Raw genomic sequence first — 15,244 nt, forward strand, 5'->3', positions numbered from 1 at the left:
AACGCTTCAAGTCGGCACGCCAGCTTCAGCGGTTCGTTTCCATCCATGATCCGATTGCCAACCTGTTCCACTTTCCCCGCAATGCCCTGTCATCGGCTCAACATCGAGACCTGCGTAACGCCGCCATGCAAATCTGGAACAAAATCGCGTGTCTCGCCGCAGCGTGACAGCCGTCCCGGCCAGCTATCGCTGCATCAATCCGCTGATAACTTTACAGTGCCCCGGCGGGAACTGAAATCGTCTTTACTCCTGACGGGAACGTGTAGGTTGGCACGGCGGAATCTCTCACGCCTCGTCGAGGCTGAGATAAGCTCTCGCCGCTCGAACAGCCGCATCCTGCTCACCCGCCTTGAGTGTCTCCAGCGGCGTTCGTTGCAGTGTAGGGTCGACTTCGATCAGGAATTGCAACGCCGACCATCTACCAGCGCCAGAGGCGTCGAATTCGCGCATGACGGCGCCCAGACCATCGACGATCTTGACCTTGCGATTCTTAATGACGAATTGCGCCTCGGGCACGACCAATTCGGAACCGCGCATCAAGCCGAGCGCCGTCCCAAGTCCAATGCGCTTGTGCAGGGCTTGTCGGGAAACGCCGAGCTGCTTTGCGGCTTCGGTCAGCGACAGCGATTTCCCCGCCTTGCCGAGCAATTCCGTCTGGACTGCCTTGAGCCGCGCCTCTTCCTCGCTCGCATCGTCTGATGCAATTGTCTCGAGTTCACCAGTCAGCTCGATCGCGGCCTTCAACTGGTCCGCCACCAGGTCCAGGTGACGTGTCAGTTCGTGAAAAGCGCGCGGCCGATCCTTGACGAAGAGATCGCGCAGCTGGCTTTCCACCGGCGTTATCTCGCTCAGCATGCGGAATGCATAGTAGGTAAGGGGTTCGACTTCGACAGGCGGCGACCACTTATGCAGCAAAGCGCATTTGAGCTCGCGATAGCGGTTGAACGTCGTGTTCACCAAGCTGTAGTACCACACACTGATTCCATGCGTTGGCTTCACTACATTGCGCGCCACGGGTAGCTCGAAGTCCACGACGTGCGCCTTGTCGAACGCAACATACATATGAAGCGAAGCGCATTCGACACGGTGACCAAACCGCGCAACCGAGGCGACGTCGCTGCGCTCCCTCTCCAGCACATGAACCAGGTCGATGTCATAAGGTTCTGCCCGACCGTGCTCCAGCAAGGAAGCCACCGCTGCTTCCATCGGTTGATAGTTGCCACCAAGTAGCCAGCTGCCTGACAGATACTGATGCGGCTCTGGTCGCCCAGCGGCGCGAAGCAAAACCTCTCGAAGCGACTGGTCCAGGATTGACCTGCCAGCTCCACTCAGGTCCGCCGCCGCCATCAACGCGCTTGTGAGTTCATTGGATGCCATGTCTATCTCCGATCCTCGTTCCGTCTGGATGATCGGACGGGTTGATAGTCAGGGTTGATATTGGGCCCTTGCCCCAGTTTGTCAACCTAGCGCCCAGCTAAACAGTCATCCGTCGGTAAGCAAAGAGCCGTTTCGACGGATGCCCCTGTGCCCTGGTGCCGTGGGGCTCGGCGAACCCGCCAAGCGGTTGATACATACGGGTGATGATCTCATGCATCGGACATGATGGCTCCGGCATAGATTTTCGACGGCATGTGTGATGATACTTCCTTGGTCAACCCCCGACGTCGAATGCCTACTTTTGGAGCGGGACACCTCCGACGAGCTTGCATCGCGTGATCGAGCAACCGGGCGATTGGAGCGCGAAACGAATGGGACGCGTCGCGACGTCCCATCGGGCACCTGCAAATCACCAACGGTCTTACGGGCGACGCCGCGCGACCTCGAAGCCTCAAAATGCGTTCGCCTCCAAGGCCATGAGCGAGGCTGCGCCTTCCGACCGGATGGGTGTCCTGGTGCCGATATCCACTATTCTGTAAGATGGTCCATTAACAGGTCTGGAAGCTATCTAAAAATCGATTTATGGGGCGTATTGTCGTATGTCGCAGGCTGGTGTATATGTTCATCAACAGAGCACAAAGTAGGTTAGCGACCCATTAATGGAACAATGCAATGGTCAAACCGACTGCGCGGTCCTTTTCGCGCTACAGCACCCAAGCTGTCAAGCTTCTCGGCCAGTCGATCCGGCTTGCACGCATCGAGCGAAAGCTAACCATTGCGGAACTCGCGGAGCGAACCGGGCTGTCGCGCGGCTTGGTCCAGCGCATCGAGCGCGGCGATATGGGCTGCGCAATCGGTGCAGTTTTCGAGGCGGCGGCCATCCTTGGCATTCGGCTGTTCGATGCGGGCGAGGTGACGATGACGCTAAGGGTCAATTCGAATGAACAGGTCCTGACCCTGCTGCCGCAATCCGTGCGCACACCAAAGAAGGCCCTCAAAGATGACTTCTGACACGCCTCTGGACGAGGTCTATGTCTGGATTTGGCTGCCAGGCGAAATCTCACCTGTTGTGGCAGGGTTGCTCGGGCGTGCCGGCAACACGTTGGTGTTCAATTATGGCCGCAGCTATCTCCAGCGGGACGATGCGATCCCTATCTACCAGCCGGAGCTTCCTCTTGAAGCTGGAATTCTGCCGCTGACCGCCGGACTGTCCATGCCTAACAGTCTGCGCGATGCGGCGCCCGATGCGTGGGGACGGCGCGTCATCGTCAACCGCAAATTCGGCCAGAAGGGCGCTGCCCTGGACGTCGGCCAGCTTGATGAGCTCACCTATCTCATCGAGTCCGGTTCCGACCGGGTGGGCGCCCTCGACTTTCAGCGCTCCGCCACGGTCTATGAGCCAAGGCAGGGGAAAGCCGCCTCGCTCGACGAGCTTCTCACGGCCGCCGAACGGGTCGAGTCCGGTGTCCCCATCACGGCGGAACTCGATCAGGCCCTGTTTCACGGCAGTTCCCTTGGGGGCGCCAGACCAAAGGCGATGATCGCGGAATGCGGGGCGAAATACATCGCCAAGTTCTCGTCGCGCACCGACGTCCTCAACGTTGTCAAGGCCGAGTTCGTAGCCATGCGTCTGGCCGACCTAGTCGGGCTCACCGTTGCCCCGGTGCGCCTCGTCGCAGCCGCAGGTAAGGATGTACTGCTGATCCAGCGCTTCGATCGGGTGCATGGCAAGGCGGGGTGGCTTCGAAAGGGTATGGTCTCGGCCCTCACCCTGTTGGCCCTCGACGAACTCATGGCGCGCTATGCTAGTTACCAGGACCTAGCCGAAATCATCCGCCATCGCTTCGAAGCGCCGAGGGCGACATTGCATGAGCTGTTCGGACGCCTGGTCTTCAACATACTGTGCGGCAACACCGACGACCACGCCAGGAACCATGCTGCATTCTGGGACGGATCGACGCTAACGCTGACACCTGCCTACGACATCTGTCCGCAGGGCAGGGCCGGCAACCAAGCAGGGCAGGCCATGCTCATTGCTGGCGATAACCGGCAGAGCCGGTTCGCGGTCTGCATCGCCGCAGCTGCACAATTTCAACTCCATGAGGAAGAGGCCATCACCATCATCGAAAAACAGGTCGATACAGTTCTCAAACAATGGAGCGTCATTTGTGACGAGGCCCAACTGAGCGCCGTCGAACGCAATGTGATGTGGCGCCGGCAGTTTTTGAACCCGTTTGCATTCGAGGGCGCACCCAAACGTCTGTCAGGAATGATCGAGTAGGACAAGGGCGCTTTCGAGGGGAAAACTTCACCCAAGAATTGCTCTGCCGCAGCCTGCGTCGTCACGACGCGTCATCAGCAGCAAGGGACGGGAGGCGGCAGGGTCATCATTCTTGACCGCCTGTGAAGCAACGGACGCCAGGGCAGCGACGTTCCTCCGCACGCGCCGGAGTTGACATTGTCAGGAAAAAATTTTACGACAGCTGACATTGTGGAGATTCGAATGAGCGACGGTCCGCACAAAAGCCTGCCATTGCGTCCCAAATACAGGCGCGTCGCCGAGTGGGCGTACAAGTCGGCATTCGCTATTCCAGAGGTCTGCGAAGCGGCCGAATCTGCACTCGTTCAAGACGCACACATAGAGCTGCGTAGTGTGATCAAGCAGCTGGTCGAGCTCGTTGAGGGGAGCGATCTTTTTAGCAGGCAACCGGATGAGTTGCAGCGACAGTTGTACGAACTACGTGACGACCCGGCGGTACATCCGTTGGCCGCAAACGCGATTGAATGCATTCAAATGGCAGTCCAACAAGGCTTGCAAGGACGCGATGCGGTCCAGAGCGGGATTGCCACGGCATTGAGCGAGCGTCTGGACGCGAATGGGCGGACGACGGAGGAGCATTATCTAGCCGAGCGCGGGCCGGGTGCAGGTCGCACCATCCGCAATCGCATGGGTGAAGTAAGCGCTGGAATGCACGAGAACGGCTCGTTCACCCGCATTGCTCGTTCGCTCCTCGGTGACGGTACTGTCGCCATCACGAGAACTCCCGCGGTGCGAGGCGGGCTTGATGAGGGAGTTTCCCTATGAAGGTTCTGCAAGGAGAATGCCCTGCTCTCAAAGTTCATGTCATTGAGGCCGGCGGAAAAGCACAGGAAGGCTGGCAACCCGTCGAGATTGGCAAATCCATCATTTTCAACATGAAGGATCTAGATGATTACCGCACGAAGAATTGGGACAGCCGAATCTTCGACACGCTCGTTCTGATCGCCGCGGTGGAATATTGCGACAAGGCCTGCAAACGCTCGGCATGGGGATGGATGCGGAAGTTCCAGTTGGCTATGCCCGTCAATGATCTGGATCGCTGGCAAGATCCCAAAGTCGTAGCGGCGCTCATGTCTGCCCTCAAATTTCTAACTGGCGATGCGTGGAACATATCGTTCTATCAGCGCCAACTCGCTCCCGAGGAAGACGTCGGTAGACAGAGTCGTTTGGAATTTGGTGATACCACACGCATAGTCACGCCGTTCAGCGATGGTCTGGACTCACGGGCAGTGAGCGCATTGCTTTCGGCGGGGGGACGTTCGGATCGATTGATCCGCATTCGGGTGGGGTCAAAAAAGGGCGATCGCCCCCGTCGCGGCAGCCAGAGGCTCCCCTTCCTCAACATTCCCTTCAAGATCAAAGCCGGGCCGGACGGATTCAAAGAGTCCTCCGCTCGGAGCCGCGGCTTTAAGTTTGCCTTTATGAGCGCGACCGCCGCGTATCTGATCGGGACCCATGACATCGTGATGCCGGAAAGTGGTCAGGGGGCGCTCGGTCCATCGTTGGTACAAACCAGCCACGGCTATGAGGACTACAGAAACCACCCTCGTTTTTTGACCAAAATGGAGCGGTTGTTCGCCGCGCTTTTCGAGTACCAAGTCGTGTACCGGCTTCCGCGCTTGTGGAAAACGAAAGGTGAGACGCTTCGCGAATTCGCAGCCCTTCCCATCGAGCCGAAAGAGTGGATCGAGACCCGTTCGTGCTGGCAGCAGAACCGGAATTCCTCCGTAGATCATAAATGGCGCCACTGCGGCATCTGCGCCGCTTGTATGCTCCGCAGACTCAGCTTTCACGCGGCCGGTGTCGACGAGCCGAAAGAGAACTACATCTGGGAAGAGTTGTCTGTTCCTGCGTTTGCTCAAGGAGCTGCCAAAGGGTTCGACAAGATAACGGGGGCGATGGAGCAGTATGCCGTCGCCGGATCTCTGCACCTTGATCATTTGGCCGATTTGAGCTCTTCGCCTGCCCATCGGAAACGCATGAGCCGGCACGCTTGGCAATTGTCCGAAGAACTGGACATGTCGCATGCGGATGCGGAAGGCGAGCTCTTCGGTCTTCTTGAACGGCATAGGATTGAATGGATGGCATTTACGAAAGATCTGGGTCCTAGATCATTTGTTGCTCGGTGGTTGGCTTGACTGCGATGAACGGAGCCGATGATCAGCTCTCAGCTGGGGAAGTAGGCGAGAGAATTCGTATCGCACGTGAAAATGCAGGCAAGACCCAGGCAGACGCTGCCCAGGCTATCGGTGTGGCACGCACCACCTTGGTCGCGATGGAAAAAGGGGCGCGGCGCGCAAAGATTGGCGAGTTGCAAAAGCTGGCACGCTTTCTGGACACCAGCACCAACGCGTTGCTCCGTAAAGAAGCGATCCACGTCGAGCTTACACCAAAATTTAGGAGACTAACCGAAAACGAAGGACAGCCCGTTGCGGCAGCAGCAGACCTGATGGCGCAACTCGTAAGGGCCGAGGTCGAACTCGAGGCTCTCCTCGGTGTCGAACATGTGCGCAATCTGCCGCCTGAAAGACGCATTCTTGCTGGCGACGTTCGTCAGCAGGCAGAACAACACGCCTTGGAACTTCGTCATTGGCTCGGTCTTGGGCTTGCGCCGATCGCGGATATCGTCACTCTGCTCGAACTGCAAATGGGTGTTCGTGTCTATGCGAGGCGTTTAGCGGCGAGAATTTCAGGCTTGTTCGCCTATGATGAAAAGGTAGGTGCCTGCATTCTCCTAAATGCGAACCATCCAATCGATCGCCGCACGCAAACGGCCGCGCATGAGCTTGGTCACTTAGTGGCCACTCGCGGAGACGCAGAAGTCTATGAGATCGATGAACTGGAGAGCTCGCGCGAGGAAAAATATGCCAATACATTCGCAAGAAGTTTCCTGACGCCGGCGCAGGCGGTTCGGCAGAAATTCGCCGAAGTGACGGCAGGTGCTACGAGCCTAACTCGCCGTCATGTGATCGTTCTTGCACATTACTTCCATGTTTCGCGCGAAGCCCTTGTCCGACGCCTCGAAGAGCTGCAACTCACGAAAAAAGGCACCTGGGATTGGTTTGTCCAGAACGGAAACATTACGGATGAGCAAGCGCAACAAGTGCTAGGCGATGTGGCTATAAATGACCATCTGAAGGACGATGCAGGCAGGTCTGTTTCGCTGAGAACAGGTCTGATGGCATATGAGGCGGCAAAGCGGGGCCTCCTCAGTGAGGGTCAAATTGCACGTCTCCTTCGTCTCGATCGGGTCCAGGTGCGCGATCTGCTGGGCGATATAGATGGCGAGGAAAGTGGGGCCAATGCGGCAACCTCGATTCTCCGGTGATCTTCCGTCTCACCTAATTGCTGATGCGAGCGTCATTATTAATCTCAATGCCACCGGCATTGCGAGCGACATAATTCGCTCACTGAACGTGACGCTGCGTGCGAGTACAGTCGTAAGGGATGAGCTTATCCATGATCGGATTAGCGGTCGAAATGATGCCGAGCTCGCTCAAGAGTTAGTGCTGGATGGTCTGCTGCAGTTTGCTGAGTTTGACGATGAGAGTGAGGGGGTATTTGAAAGCCTGGTCAGCGGCAGCGCAGCAGTTACTCTGGATGATGGAGAGGCGGCGACGCTGGCTCTCGCGGTGTCTTCTCGAGGGTTAGCAATTATTGATGAACGTAAGGCAGTTCGTATCGCCCGTGATCGCTTTCCTGCGCTCCAGTTGCTCACTACGGCGGACCTGTTGCAATCCGATCGCATCCTTCTCGCGCTGGGAAATGAACGTCTCGCACAAGCCGTCTTACGCAGCTTGAAGGACGCGCGGATGGCAATTGCGGAGTGCCACCATGATTGGATTGTAGACTTACTTGGCGCTCAGATTGGAGAGTGTCGCAGTTTGCCGGCCGCACTGCGTCAAGCATCGGCCCGATCAGTCGATTAGTGTCGCCAGCAGTTTTCATGATCCCAGCACACCGAGAGATGTCGAAACAATTAGTTGGCTTGGACTGTTTTGTAGTCTCTCCATCCCGCCAGCTCTGGCTCCGGGGGAGAAGGGGAGCGTGACCGTTTGAGCGCAAAGTGACGATCAACAGCCTTGCTCCTTTCGGCCTTTGCAGCATTCAAGGTGGAATCGTCTGCTTTCAACTCCGTCAGTTTCCGGATCACCAGATCCCACGTTCCGTGTAGCCTTGGCTCGGCTTTCAAGCACTCATCGAAGAGTTGCTGCGCGATTACTGAACGCACCTTCTCAAGGCTTTCCGCGGAGATGTCGTCGTTGTCCCGCTGAATATTCTCAACGATTTCTGCGATGTCTGGAAAGTCTCTAAACCGCCGAAAAACCTCAAAATCTGCGCCGAGAGATTCCACGACCCTATTGGTCAATTCGGTTCGGCCGAAGGTGTCGACGATGTCGGGGAGATCCTCGAATGCCTCAGCAACCTCAATAACTCTGTCAGCCCAAATTTGAAGATTGCGCTCCAGTCCTCGTTCTAAAAGTGCTGACCAAATCTCTTTCACATAGCTGTTGGTCGCGACCGTGAAATTCAACAACAGATTGAACACGCGATCGAGCGCCGTTTCGGGAACCGCTTGGATCGCGGCCAAAAGTTCGGCCCCGGGATCTCTCATAAGCTCGGCCAGGGCGACCTCGAAAAGTGGGTTCGCCGGGTCGGACGAAAGATCGTTGACAGCCTTGATCCAAAACTTTGTGTCATGGTGATGTGTCCCGTACCACCACAGCGGCTGCGGCCATCCGATGAAGGTGTAGAACGCGGCATCAAATTGTTGCTCCGAGAGCAATATATGTGCCTGGGTGGTAGTGAGGTCCAGGCTATCCCGACCGAATAGCGCGTGCAGAAGTGGCTGAGGAGGATGGCTTGAAGTAAGGACAATCGCACGAAGCCAATACTGGTCTGGCCGAGGTTCGAGAAGTTTTTCCAGAACGGATTTCCGCTCGGCGTCGGCCAGTTTGTCCCAATATTTGATGAGCCACGAGATGAAGACCATCAGCGCCCCGGTGTCGTCAACGCGCAGGAGCTGCTTGATGATAGGCCGGCGGGACTCAACCGACAGAGCCTCTATCAACGAGTCCACGATCGCGAGATCGAACTCACTGAGGTGCGAGGTTTTAAGTCTGTTGACGATCGTTTCCGACCAGCGTCCCAGAAGGGGCAGAAGTTGCTCCCTGCATCCAGAGCGGATCGCTTCCTCCACCACATTTGCAAAACGTCCGTCGATGAACGAGACACTGGCAGGTAGGGATTGAAGAATGTGCGGCATCAACGATGTAAGCAGCTCATAGGGCGGGTTCTTGCCAAAGTGCTCCTCACGATCGAGCAGGACTAGCCTGACGAACAAGACACTGGCGATCGCAGGTGATTTCGCCTGATAAGCGAGAAGGTGGATCAGAGCTGTCCGACGCCCCTCGGTCATTGACGACCAATTTCGTCCCAGTTGCTTGAGGAGAGCAACCGCAATCGATGGCGCCATGTCATCCTTTAGCTTGGCGATCACGACCTCATCATCTTCACGCAAAGTCCGAAACCAGATCCCCACCGCTTCAGCGCGGACCACGGCCTGATCTGCTGCGAGAAACCGCATCAAGGTTTTGAGGCCCATTTCAGAGGGATGCCTTCGGAGCGTGGTGAGGAGACGTTTGGATAGCACCAGATCCAGATCAAGCGTCGCTCCATTTTCCAAGGCGTCGAGGTATGGGAGAATGGTCGACATGGGTTCAGGGTCCGACCAGGAGTACGCCTTGTGAATGAACCCTATGCCGTGGCTGACATCAACGTTGTCGAGATTGACTACCGAGCTTTCAGCCCAGTGCGGGATTTCGTCCGAAAGCTCAGGCGGCAGCTCATCTGCGAAGCTGATGACAAACGAGAGGCTCTCGTCACGGGTAGCGGGAAAAATGGAACGCAAGCCGGCGCGTGCCACTTCGAAGGCTTCCGAAGCGCCGGTCTTGTCGTTCACAGGCAGTAGCGTCCGCATCCAAAACAGGTTTCGCGCCGTCGCAAGCGACACGCGATCAGAAAGACAGGCGATGCTACGAGTGGTTTGCGCCTTCACCTGTTCACGCATGTGACGCGTGTCTCCTTTGAGAAGGGCTTGTGCACCGGCACGGAGGTATCCGACGATAGAGTTCGCCGCTCAGCTGCGACGGCTGCCCTTTCGAGATGTCGTAGCAGGCGGCCTGCGCTCCGGGTGGCCGCAGCGATGCTGTAGAAAACCAATGCGCATGCCCCAAGACGTTTCATAGGTCGCTCCCAAAAAGCCATCGCCATATGGGCATTCATTCATGAAGCCCTTCAACCGATACATGGCCGCGTGTTTAATTCTCCGTCCTTTCGAGGGTCCCATGACGTCGTCGGTGCAAGCGCACCGTCGCGCCTCTCGACAGCGCGAACTTCTCTGGTCTCCGGATCCCGGATAAAGATGTGGCTGATATCGCGAGGATCGTATCGCACTTCGAACCTGCCCAGCCGGTCTCGCTGCGGTACCAGGCCGCCGACGGATTGTGGAGATCGCCAGTGGGCAAAAGTCGTCCAAAGTTGACCTGCAAAATGCCGTCCGCCGAACCCACGCGGCAGAGGTGCCGCTGCATTTTTTCCCAACGTACGCACCGGGCCACGATGTGTGTCTCGTCGGGCTTCCAAGCGCCGATTTGGCCGGTTAGAGTTTGCAGGGGCGCAAACAACGGATGAACGAACGGCATGATGCTGGAAAAACTGCGGGCCTGTTGGGGGTTTACCCCGACTGTCGAAAGGAATGTCGCCCTGGTTGAAGGGTTTCTGAAGGGCAAGCGCTTCGCCGACCTGGCGCAGGAACATGGCTTATCGACATCGAGAGTGCGCCAAATCATTGAGAGGGCCGATCGGCTCGTGGGCGGCGGCATCCTGACCGAGGCTAAACCGTCCAAGGCCTCGCCTCGAACCGAATTCATGGTCGACTATCCGTATGTGTGGAACCTGGCCGAGATGCACCGGCTCGGTAGCGTCACGCCGCATCATTTTTTTACGGAGTTGGAACGCGCGGGATCGCTGGAGCGGCTGGTTGACAAGATGAAGCGGTTGCCGAGCCGCGCACGAACAACACGTGAGTTGGCGCGCCTCGTTTGGCTAAAGGAGAAGGGCGAGAGCCCATGGCCTGCAATGAAGCGATCAAGCATTGCGATCGTGCAACCAGGCTACCCAGTCGACCATCCGGACCGCGGCCTTCAATGCCAGCTCGCCTTGGAATCGGCCCTCCAGCAATTGGTTGAGCGCGCAGGGGAATCCGGCTGGACCGAGGACGAGATACACTGTGCGCTCCTCGAGCTCGCTCGCGTGCGCTTCAAGGGACAGCAACCGAACGGGGCGTTATTTGATCGGGAAGGTACTTCGTGAAGTAGGTAAGTTAGCCACATTGAAAACAGCTATTTCGCCTATTTTAAGGGGAAAGATCAAGAGTCAGGATAACCAGCTTTACGCTAACCGACCTCGGCAACAAATCCGACGAGGTGGTCGAGGCGGCATACCGAGGGCTTGTCGAAATCACAAAGCGCGGCAAGTGCAAAGTTGTGCTCCTGACCGCCGGGCAGTTCGATCGATTGTCCGGACGAAGCGCACAGCGGGCGTATCGTGTCGAAGATCTCAAGGGCGCCGAGCGTGATGGAATTCTCGCTGGCCTAGACGGCGATCACCTTGAGGGATAGCGGAGAATGACCGAGCCTGAACACGGCCACGTCATTCTCTATTCCTATCTGTGGGCGCGAGAATTCGATCGCGGTGAAGAAAGTGGCCGAAAGGCTCGGCCGACTTGCGTGATGGTAATCGTCGCAGGCAAGAACGGCCGCACGCGGCCTCTGCTTTTTCCCGATGAGTAACGCTCCGGGACCTGACCGGCGTCGAGATCCCGGAGCCTGAGGCGAAGAGGGTGAAACTCTATCGGCCTGGGCCATCGTGGACGAATTCAATGTCGATGACCTCGCGACCTCATGGGCTTTTGGAGTCCACCGTTCCGCTAGGCCAGTTCACGCGACGTTTCATGGCGAAGATTGCGGCGAGGCAGCGGCAGCCATTCAGGCCAAAAACATTCGCAGCATACCGCGGCAAAATCATCGCATCGCTCGCTGAAATCCAGCATTTCCGTAACTTGATCAGTACCGACGATGGGCGCGCAGTATTACTCCGGTCGCCTTTCCAGACTCCACATCGATGCCTACAAGGACCTGGATACGCGGCTTCTGCAGCTCCTTCACCGCCAACCCTACCGGTGCAGCTTCATCCATTGAGGCCCAACGCGCGCCGATGTCGATGCTTTCGATGAGATGAGAAACCTTGTGTTCGGTAAGCGCAATTAACCCGTCGAGTTCCTTCGCCCGGGTAGCAATATAACGTGTCACATCAACGGACGTGAAGGCACCTTTTGGCCTGCCAGCCTTATCCACACATACGATCGCCTGATGCTTCTCATCGACAAGCCCGATCACATCGTTCAAGGCGGTGTCGGGAGTTACGCTCAAGAACGCTTTGTCGAGCTTCGCAGCGAGATTGTTTGCCGCAGTACCGTCCCGGCGCGGTCGGGTTCTGACGACCGCGCTCAGCGTGGAGTGATGCCTCATCCACTCTGCGGTTTCTTTGCAGCGCAATTCGGTCAGTCGAACGATCTTTGCATAGATATCCGTGATGTTCATGTCCAGAATTGGCTCGTGATGAGCAACTCGATTCCGGAACGTGTTGATTGGCCTTACCAGGTTCTGGATATCCTGCCGGCTTTCCCCATGCTGCAGATGGGGGAAAGCCAGGTTGACGGTCGTGCGCCAGAGCGCGCCATACTCAGATCGAAAGAGATTCGACCAGAAATCGAATGTAAGCGTTGCGACAATCTGATCTCGGGAAGCGTTCTGTCCCGCCCGTTGAATGGCCTTGTCTAGAGTCCATAGACCCTCCGGCGTCAAAGTATGATCCCGGAAGGCGGCATCCTGATGCCAGTTCTGCTGAAACTTACTGACGAGGATCTCATCGACGGCATTGCGAAGCGTGACTTCCGCCACGTTGATAGGATACAGGAACGCCTTCGCGACGCGGGCGTTGTAAAGATACAGCGCCAACGCATAGTCTTCGCGGTTGCCGCCCTTGGATAGGTAGGTGGCAAACCGTGGCTCAGAGATGGAGGCCCTGATCGCCCGCATCGTGGGTTGCGAGTACAGATAAGGAACTTGACTTTCTGCCATGAAACGAAGATAACTCCCCCAAGCAGTCGAACTGGCCCCACTGGCTTGCCAAGCGCCGTCGACACCGATTTATGTGCACCAGGTCAGGCCAGTCCTCACCTGGTGTTTCATTTTTGGATATCATGCAAGCCTACTTGAGACGAGGCCCGAAGTTATCGTTATAGCTTCGGCCCTGGAGCGCCGCTTTCAAAGACGCCATCATCGACGGTCGTGATCAGGGGGATTGGTCCAACACCCCTGATAATCGCCATCTTCTATCCCACTGCCGCCACGCGTCGGCAACGGCAGCTCGCCTGCTTGGATGGTGAAATACGCGAAAACCTGCACGTTATTGCGCCAAATCAGAGTACATGCTGCGAAGTTTATTGACATGATCGAGGTCAATCGATGCAGAGATCGGCACAGCAGATCGAACGCATATCTCGCTGGCGTGAAGCATTTCGCGACGACACGACAGGCATCCACAAAACCGTTCAGGACCTCCTCTGGAACTACGCTGCTTTCCGGACGACGGTAAGGATCGTGCGGCTCGCAAACGAAAGGCGCGAGGCGCGTCCGCCACTCAACCAAATGCTGTTCAACCTTATATCAGAGGGTTACTGGTCGAGCCTGCTTCTAGGCACAAGACGGCTTCTGGACAAAGCTCCCCTCAACGGCCCAAAGGGCGTGTATTCGATCCGCTCTGTCGTAAAGGACGTGGAGACAAGCCGCGAATGGCTCACCCGGAGGATCTACGTTGAGAAGGTGCTGGATGCTCAATACGATCTCGATCGACTACGCCGGGAACAGCATGAGAAACTCACCGCGGCGAAGGGAGGGGTCATCTGGGGCGATCCTGAACTGATGAAGAGCGAAGCCGCGCGGCGAAGCCGCGCACCGTCATTTCGATACCCTAAGCGGTGTATCCCACTTGGCACGTAGTCCCGATGATCTCGTCGATCCGGCGATCTTCACCCGGATCGAGGCCCGCCTAGCAGCCCTGGATGGAATCGCGGTGCATGTCAGCACACACGTAGCCCATGCCGGCAACAAGGAGAGCCGCCTTAACAAGCTGCTCGACGATTTTGACGTACGCGATGCGCAAAAGACCCTTAAGCAGCTGAAGGAAGTTGCCGACCTGACCGGGGTCTGGTTTGCCAATGAAGGCCGCACGGGCCTTACAACATATATCGGAGACCAGTTCCAGGGCCTCGATCAGCCGGTTGTACAAAAGACGGACATCACTGATCTGGCCGAACAGTGGCGTGTGATCGATCGCGAGGTCGCGAACTGGTCAATCGATCCGGCGGGTCTCTGAATGCTGCCTGCCTTTTTGTGCTCCTGACCGCCGAGCAGTTCGATCGATTGTCGGGACGAAGCGCACAGCGGGCGTACCGCGTCGAAGATCTCAAGGGAGCCGAGCGTGATGAAATTCTCGCTGGCCTGGACGCCGTCACCTTGAGGGATAATGGAGAATGACCGAGCCTGAACACGGCCACATCACTCTCTATTCCTGCTAGGGGCGGGCGAATTCGATCGCGGTGAAGAAAGTGGCCGAACGGCTCGGCCGACTTGCGTGATGGCAATCGTCGCAGGCAAGGATGGCCGCACGCGGCCTCTGCGTTTTCCCATCACGAATAAGGCCCCGGGACCTGACCGGCGTCGCGTCGAGATCCGGAGACTGAGGCGAAGAGGGCGAAGCTCTATACGCCGGCCTGGGTCATGGTGGACGAATTCAATGTCGATGACCTCGCCACCTCATGGGCTTTGGAGGCCAGCTCACGCGACGTTTCATGGCGAAGCTTGCGGCTGAGGCAGCGGGGCCATTCGGGCCAAAAACATTCGCAGCATACCGCGGCAATAATCATCGCATTGCTCGCCGAAATCCGGCGCGTCCCTCACTTGATCAGTATCGACGAGGGGCGCGCCGGATTACCCCGGTCGCCTTTCCAGCCTCCCCATCGATACCTGCAAGAACCTGGAACGCGGCTTTTGCAGCTCCTTCACCGCCAGTCCTAGGCGACAACGCTATCGGCGGTCAGCCCGATCAGGCTTGATGTGCCTCTCGTATTCTCGGCGGCCATGGTGTTGCCCGGATGGGTTCTTCGTGCGGACGCTACTATCGTGGCGGCGTCGTCGGCACAGGAAGAACGGTTTTTTCGCCTAGACCTTGATGCTGACGTCCCTCGCGCAGCCTGGCGGGCAGGCGGATCGTGTGGCCACGGGAATTGAACACCGCATTTCCTCGTGGATGCCGATGTCCGAATTCATCCCTTGCCGGTCTTCCCGGCGGGTTTGCTGCGGTCTGAACCGGCGGCTGTCCGCTTCAAGGCCGCTATCGCGCCGCGGGGCGGCCGGATCCCGC

General features: G+C 57.4%; 14 protein-coding genes and 1 pseudogene. 12 read left to right on the forward strand and 3 right to left on the reverse strand.

Features of this window, described 5'->3' with window-relative positions; translation table 11 throughout:
• Nucleotides 1-167 (forward strand): annotated as a pseudogene (locus tag NKH19_RS31550) (IS6 family transposase); the annotation flags it as partial.
• A gap of 118 nt (nt 168-285) precedes the next feature.
• Here NKH19_RS31550 and NKH19_RS31555 read toward each other — a convergent pair.
• Nucleotides 286-1,377, reverse strand: coding sequence for a hypothetical protein (locus tag NKH19_RS31555; RefSeq protein WP_352983637.1), 1,092 nt, complete (start codon nt 1,375-1,377; stop codon nt 286-288).
• 672 nt (nt 1,378-2,049) lie between these two features.
• On the opposite strand from NKH19_RS31555, the gene NKH19_RS31560 reads away from it, so the two are divergent.
• From NKH19_RS31560 to NKH19_RS31585, 6 genes are all read left to right on the forward strand, one after another.
• Entirely contained in the window at nt 2,050-2,388 is a 339-nt protein-coding gene (locus NKH19_RS31560) for a helix-turn-helix transcriptional regulator (RefSeq protein ID WP_352969525.1), read from the forward strand.
• Nucleotides 2,378-3,658 carry a type II toxin-antitoxin system HipA family toxin gene (locus tag NKH19_RS31565; RefSeq protein WP_352608042.1) on the forward strand — a complete coding sequence of 427 codons (1,281 nt, stop codon included), beginning with the start codon at nt 2,378-2,380 and terminating at the stop codon, nt 3,656-3,658. Before NKH19_RS31560 ends, NKH19_RS31565 begins: the two co-directional genes overlap by 11 nt.
• A 222-nt stretch (nt 3,659-3,880) precedes the next feature.
• Nucleotides 3,881-4,462 carry a hypothetical protein gene (locus tag NKH19_RS31570; protein ID WP_352608040.1) on the forward strand — a complete coding sequence of 194 codons (582 nt, stop codon included), beginning with the start codon at nt 3,881-3,883 and terminating at the stop codon, nt 4,460-4,462.
• Complete coding sequence (locus NKH19_RS31575) at nt 4,459-5,835, forward strand: 7-cyano-7-deazaguanine synthase (protein ID WP_352608038.1); 1,377 nt, start codon at nt 4,459-4,461, stop codon at nt 5,833-5,835. The genes NKH19_RS31570 and NKH19_RS31575 overlap by 4 nt, the downstream gene beginning before the upstream one ends.
• Nucleotides 5,836-5,840: 5 nt before the next feature.
• A complete protein-coding gene (locus NKH19_RS31580; RefSeq protein ID WP_352872545.1) occupies nt 5,841-7,025 on the forward strand; it encodes an ImmA/IrrE family metallo-endopeptidase in 1,185 nt (394 codons plus the stop codon).
• Nucleotides 7,000-7,626, forward strand: a complete 627-nt coding sequence (locus tag NKH19_RS31585; protein WP_352983640.1) for a PIN domain-containing protein — start codon at nt 7,000-7,002, stop codon at nt 7,624-7,626. The genes NKH19_RS31580 and NKH19_RS31585 overlap by 26 nt, the downstream gene beginning before the upstream one ends.
• Before the next feature lie 50 nt (nt 7,627-7,676).
• Here NKH19_RS31585 and NKH19_RS31590 read toward each other — a convergent pair whose 3' ends face one another.
• Nucleotides 7,677-9,767 (reverse strand): hypothetical protein, encoded by a 2,091-nt coding sequence (locus tag NKH19_RS31590; RefSeq protein WP_352983641.1) that lies wholly within the window; start codon nt 9,765-9,767, stop codon nt 7,677-7,679.
• Between the two features lie 632 nt (nt 9,768-10,399).
• On the opposite strand from NKH19_RS31590, the gene NKH19_RS31600 reads away from it, so the two are divergent.
• From NKH19_RS31600 to NKH19_RS31610, 3 genes are all read left to right on the forward strand, one after another.
• Nucleotides 10,400-11,071, forward strand: coding sequence for a hypothetical protein (locus NKH19_RS31600; RefSeq protein ID WP_352718560.1), 672 nt, complete (start codon nt 10,400-10,402; stop codon nt 11,069-11,071).
• Between the two features lie 113 nt (nt 11,072-11,184).
• Nucleotides 11,185-11,379, forward strand: a complete 195-nt coding sequence (locus NKH19_RS31605; RefSeq protein ID WP_023680582.1) for a type II toxin-antitoxin system prevent-host-death family antitoxin — start codon at nt 11,185-11,187, stop codon at nt 11,377-11,379.
• Nucleotides 11,380-11,385: 6 nt separating this feature from the next.
• The gene (locus NKH19_RS31610; protein ID WP_023680583.1) at nt 11,386-11,550 is read left to right on the forward strand and encodes a hypothetical protein; all 165 of its coding nucleotides are present in this window, start codon (nt 11,386-11,388) and stop codon (nt 11,548-11,550) included.
• 273 nt (nt 11,551-11,823) lie between these two features.
• Here the strand turns inward: NKH19_RS31610 and NKH19_RS31615 are convergent, their stop codons facing one another.
• On the reverse strand, nt 11,824-12,900 hold the full coding sequence (locus tag NKH19_RS31615; protein WP_245274866.1) for an Abi family protein: 1,077 nt from the start codon (nt 12,898-12,900) through the stop codon (nt 11,824-11,826).
• A 387-nt stretch (nt 12,901-13,287) separates the two neighbouring features.
• Between NKH19_RS31615 and NKH19_RS31620 the strand changes: the two genes are divergently transcribed.
• Together NKH19_RS31620 and NKH19_RS31625 are read left to right on the forward strand one after the other, a co-directional pair.
• Nucleotides 13,288-13,821, forward strand: coding sequence for an AbiU2 domain-containing protein (locus NKH19_RS31620; RefSeq protein ID WP_352983644.1), 534 nt, complete (start codon nt 13,288-13,290; stop codon nt 13,819-13,821).
• Complete coding sequence (locus tag NKH19_RS31625) at nt 13,811-14,197, forward strand: hypothetical protein (RefSeq protein ID WP_352983647.1); 387 nt, start codon at nt 13,811-13,813, stop codon at nt 14,195-14,197. Before NKH19_RS31620 ends, NKH19_RS31625 begins: the two co-directional genes overlap by 11 nt.
• The last annotated feature ends 1,047 nt before the right edge of the window (nt 14,198-15,244 follow it).

The sequence above is a fragment of the Mesorhizobium sp. M1338 genome, from assembly GCF_040318045.1.
In the GTDB taxonomy this organism is placed as follows: domain Bacteria; phylum Pseudomonadota; class Alphaproteobacteria; order Rhizobiales; family Rhizobiaceae; genus Mesorhizobium.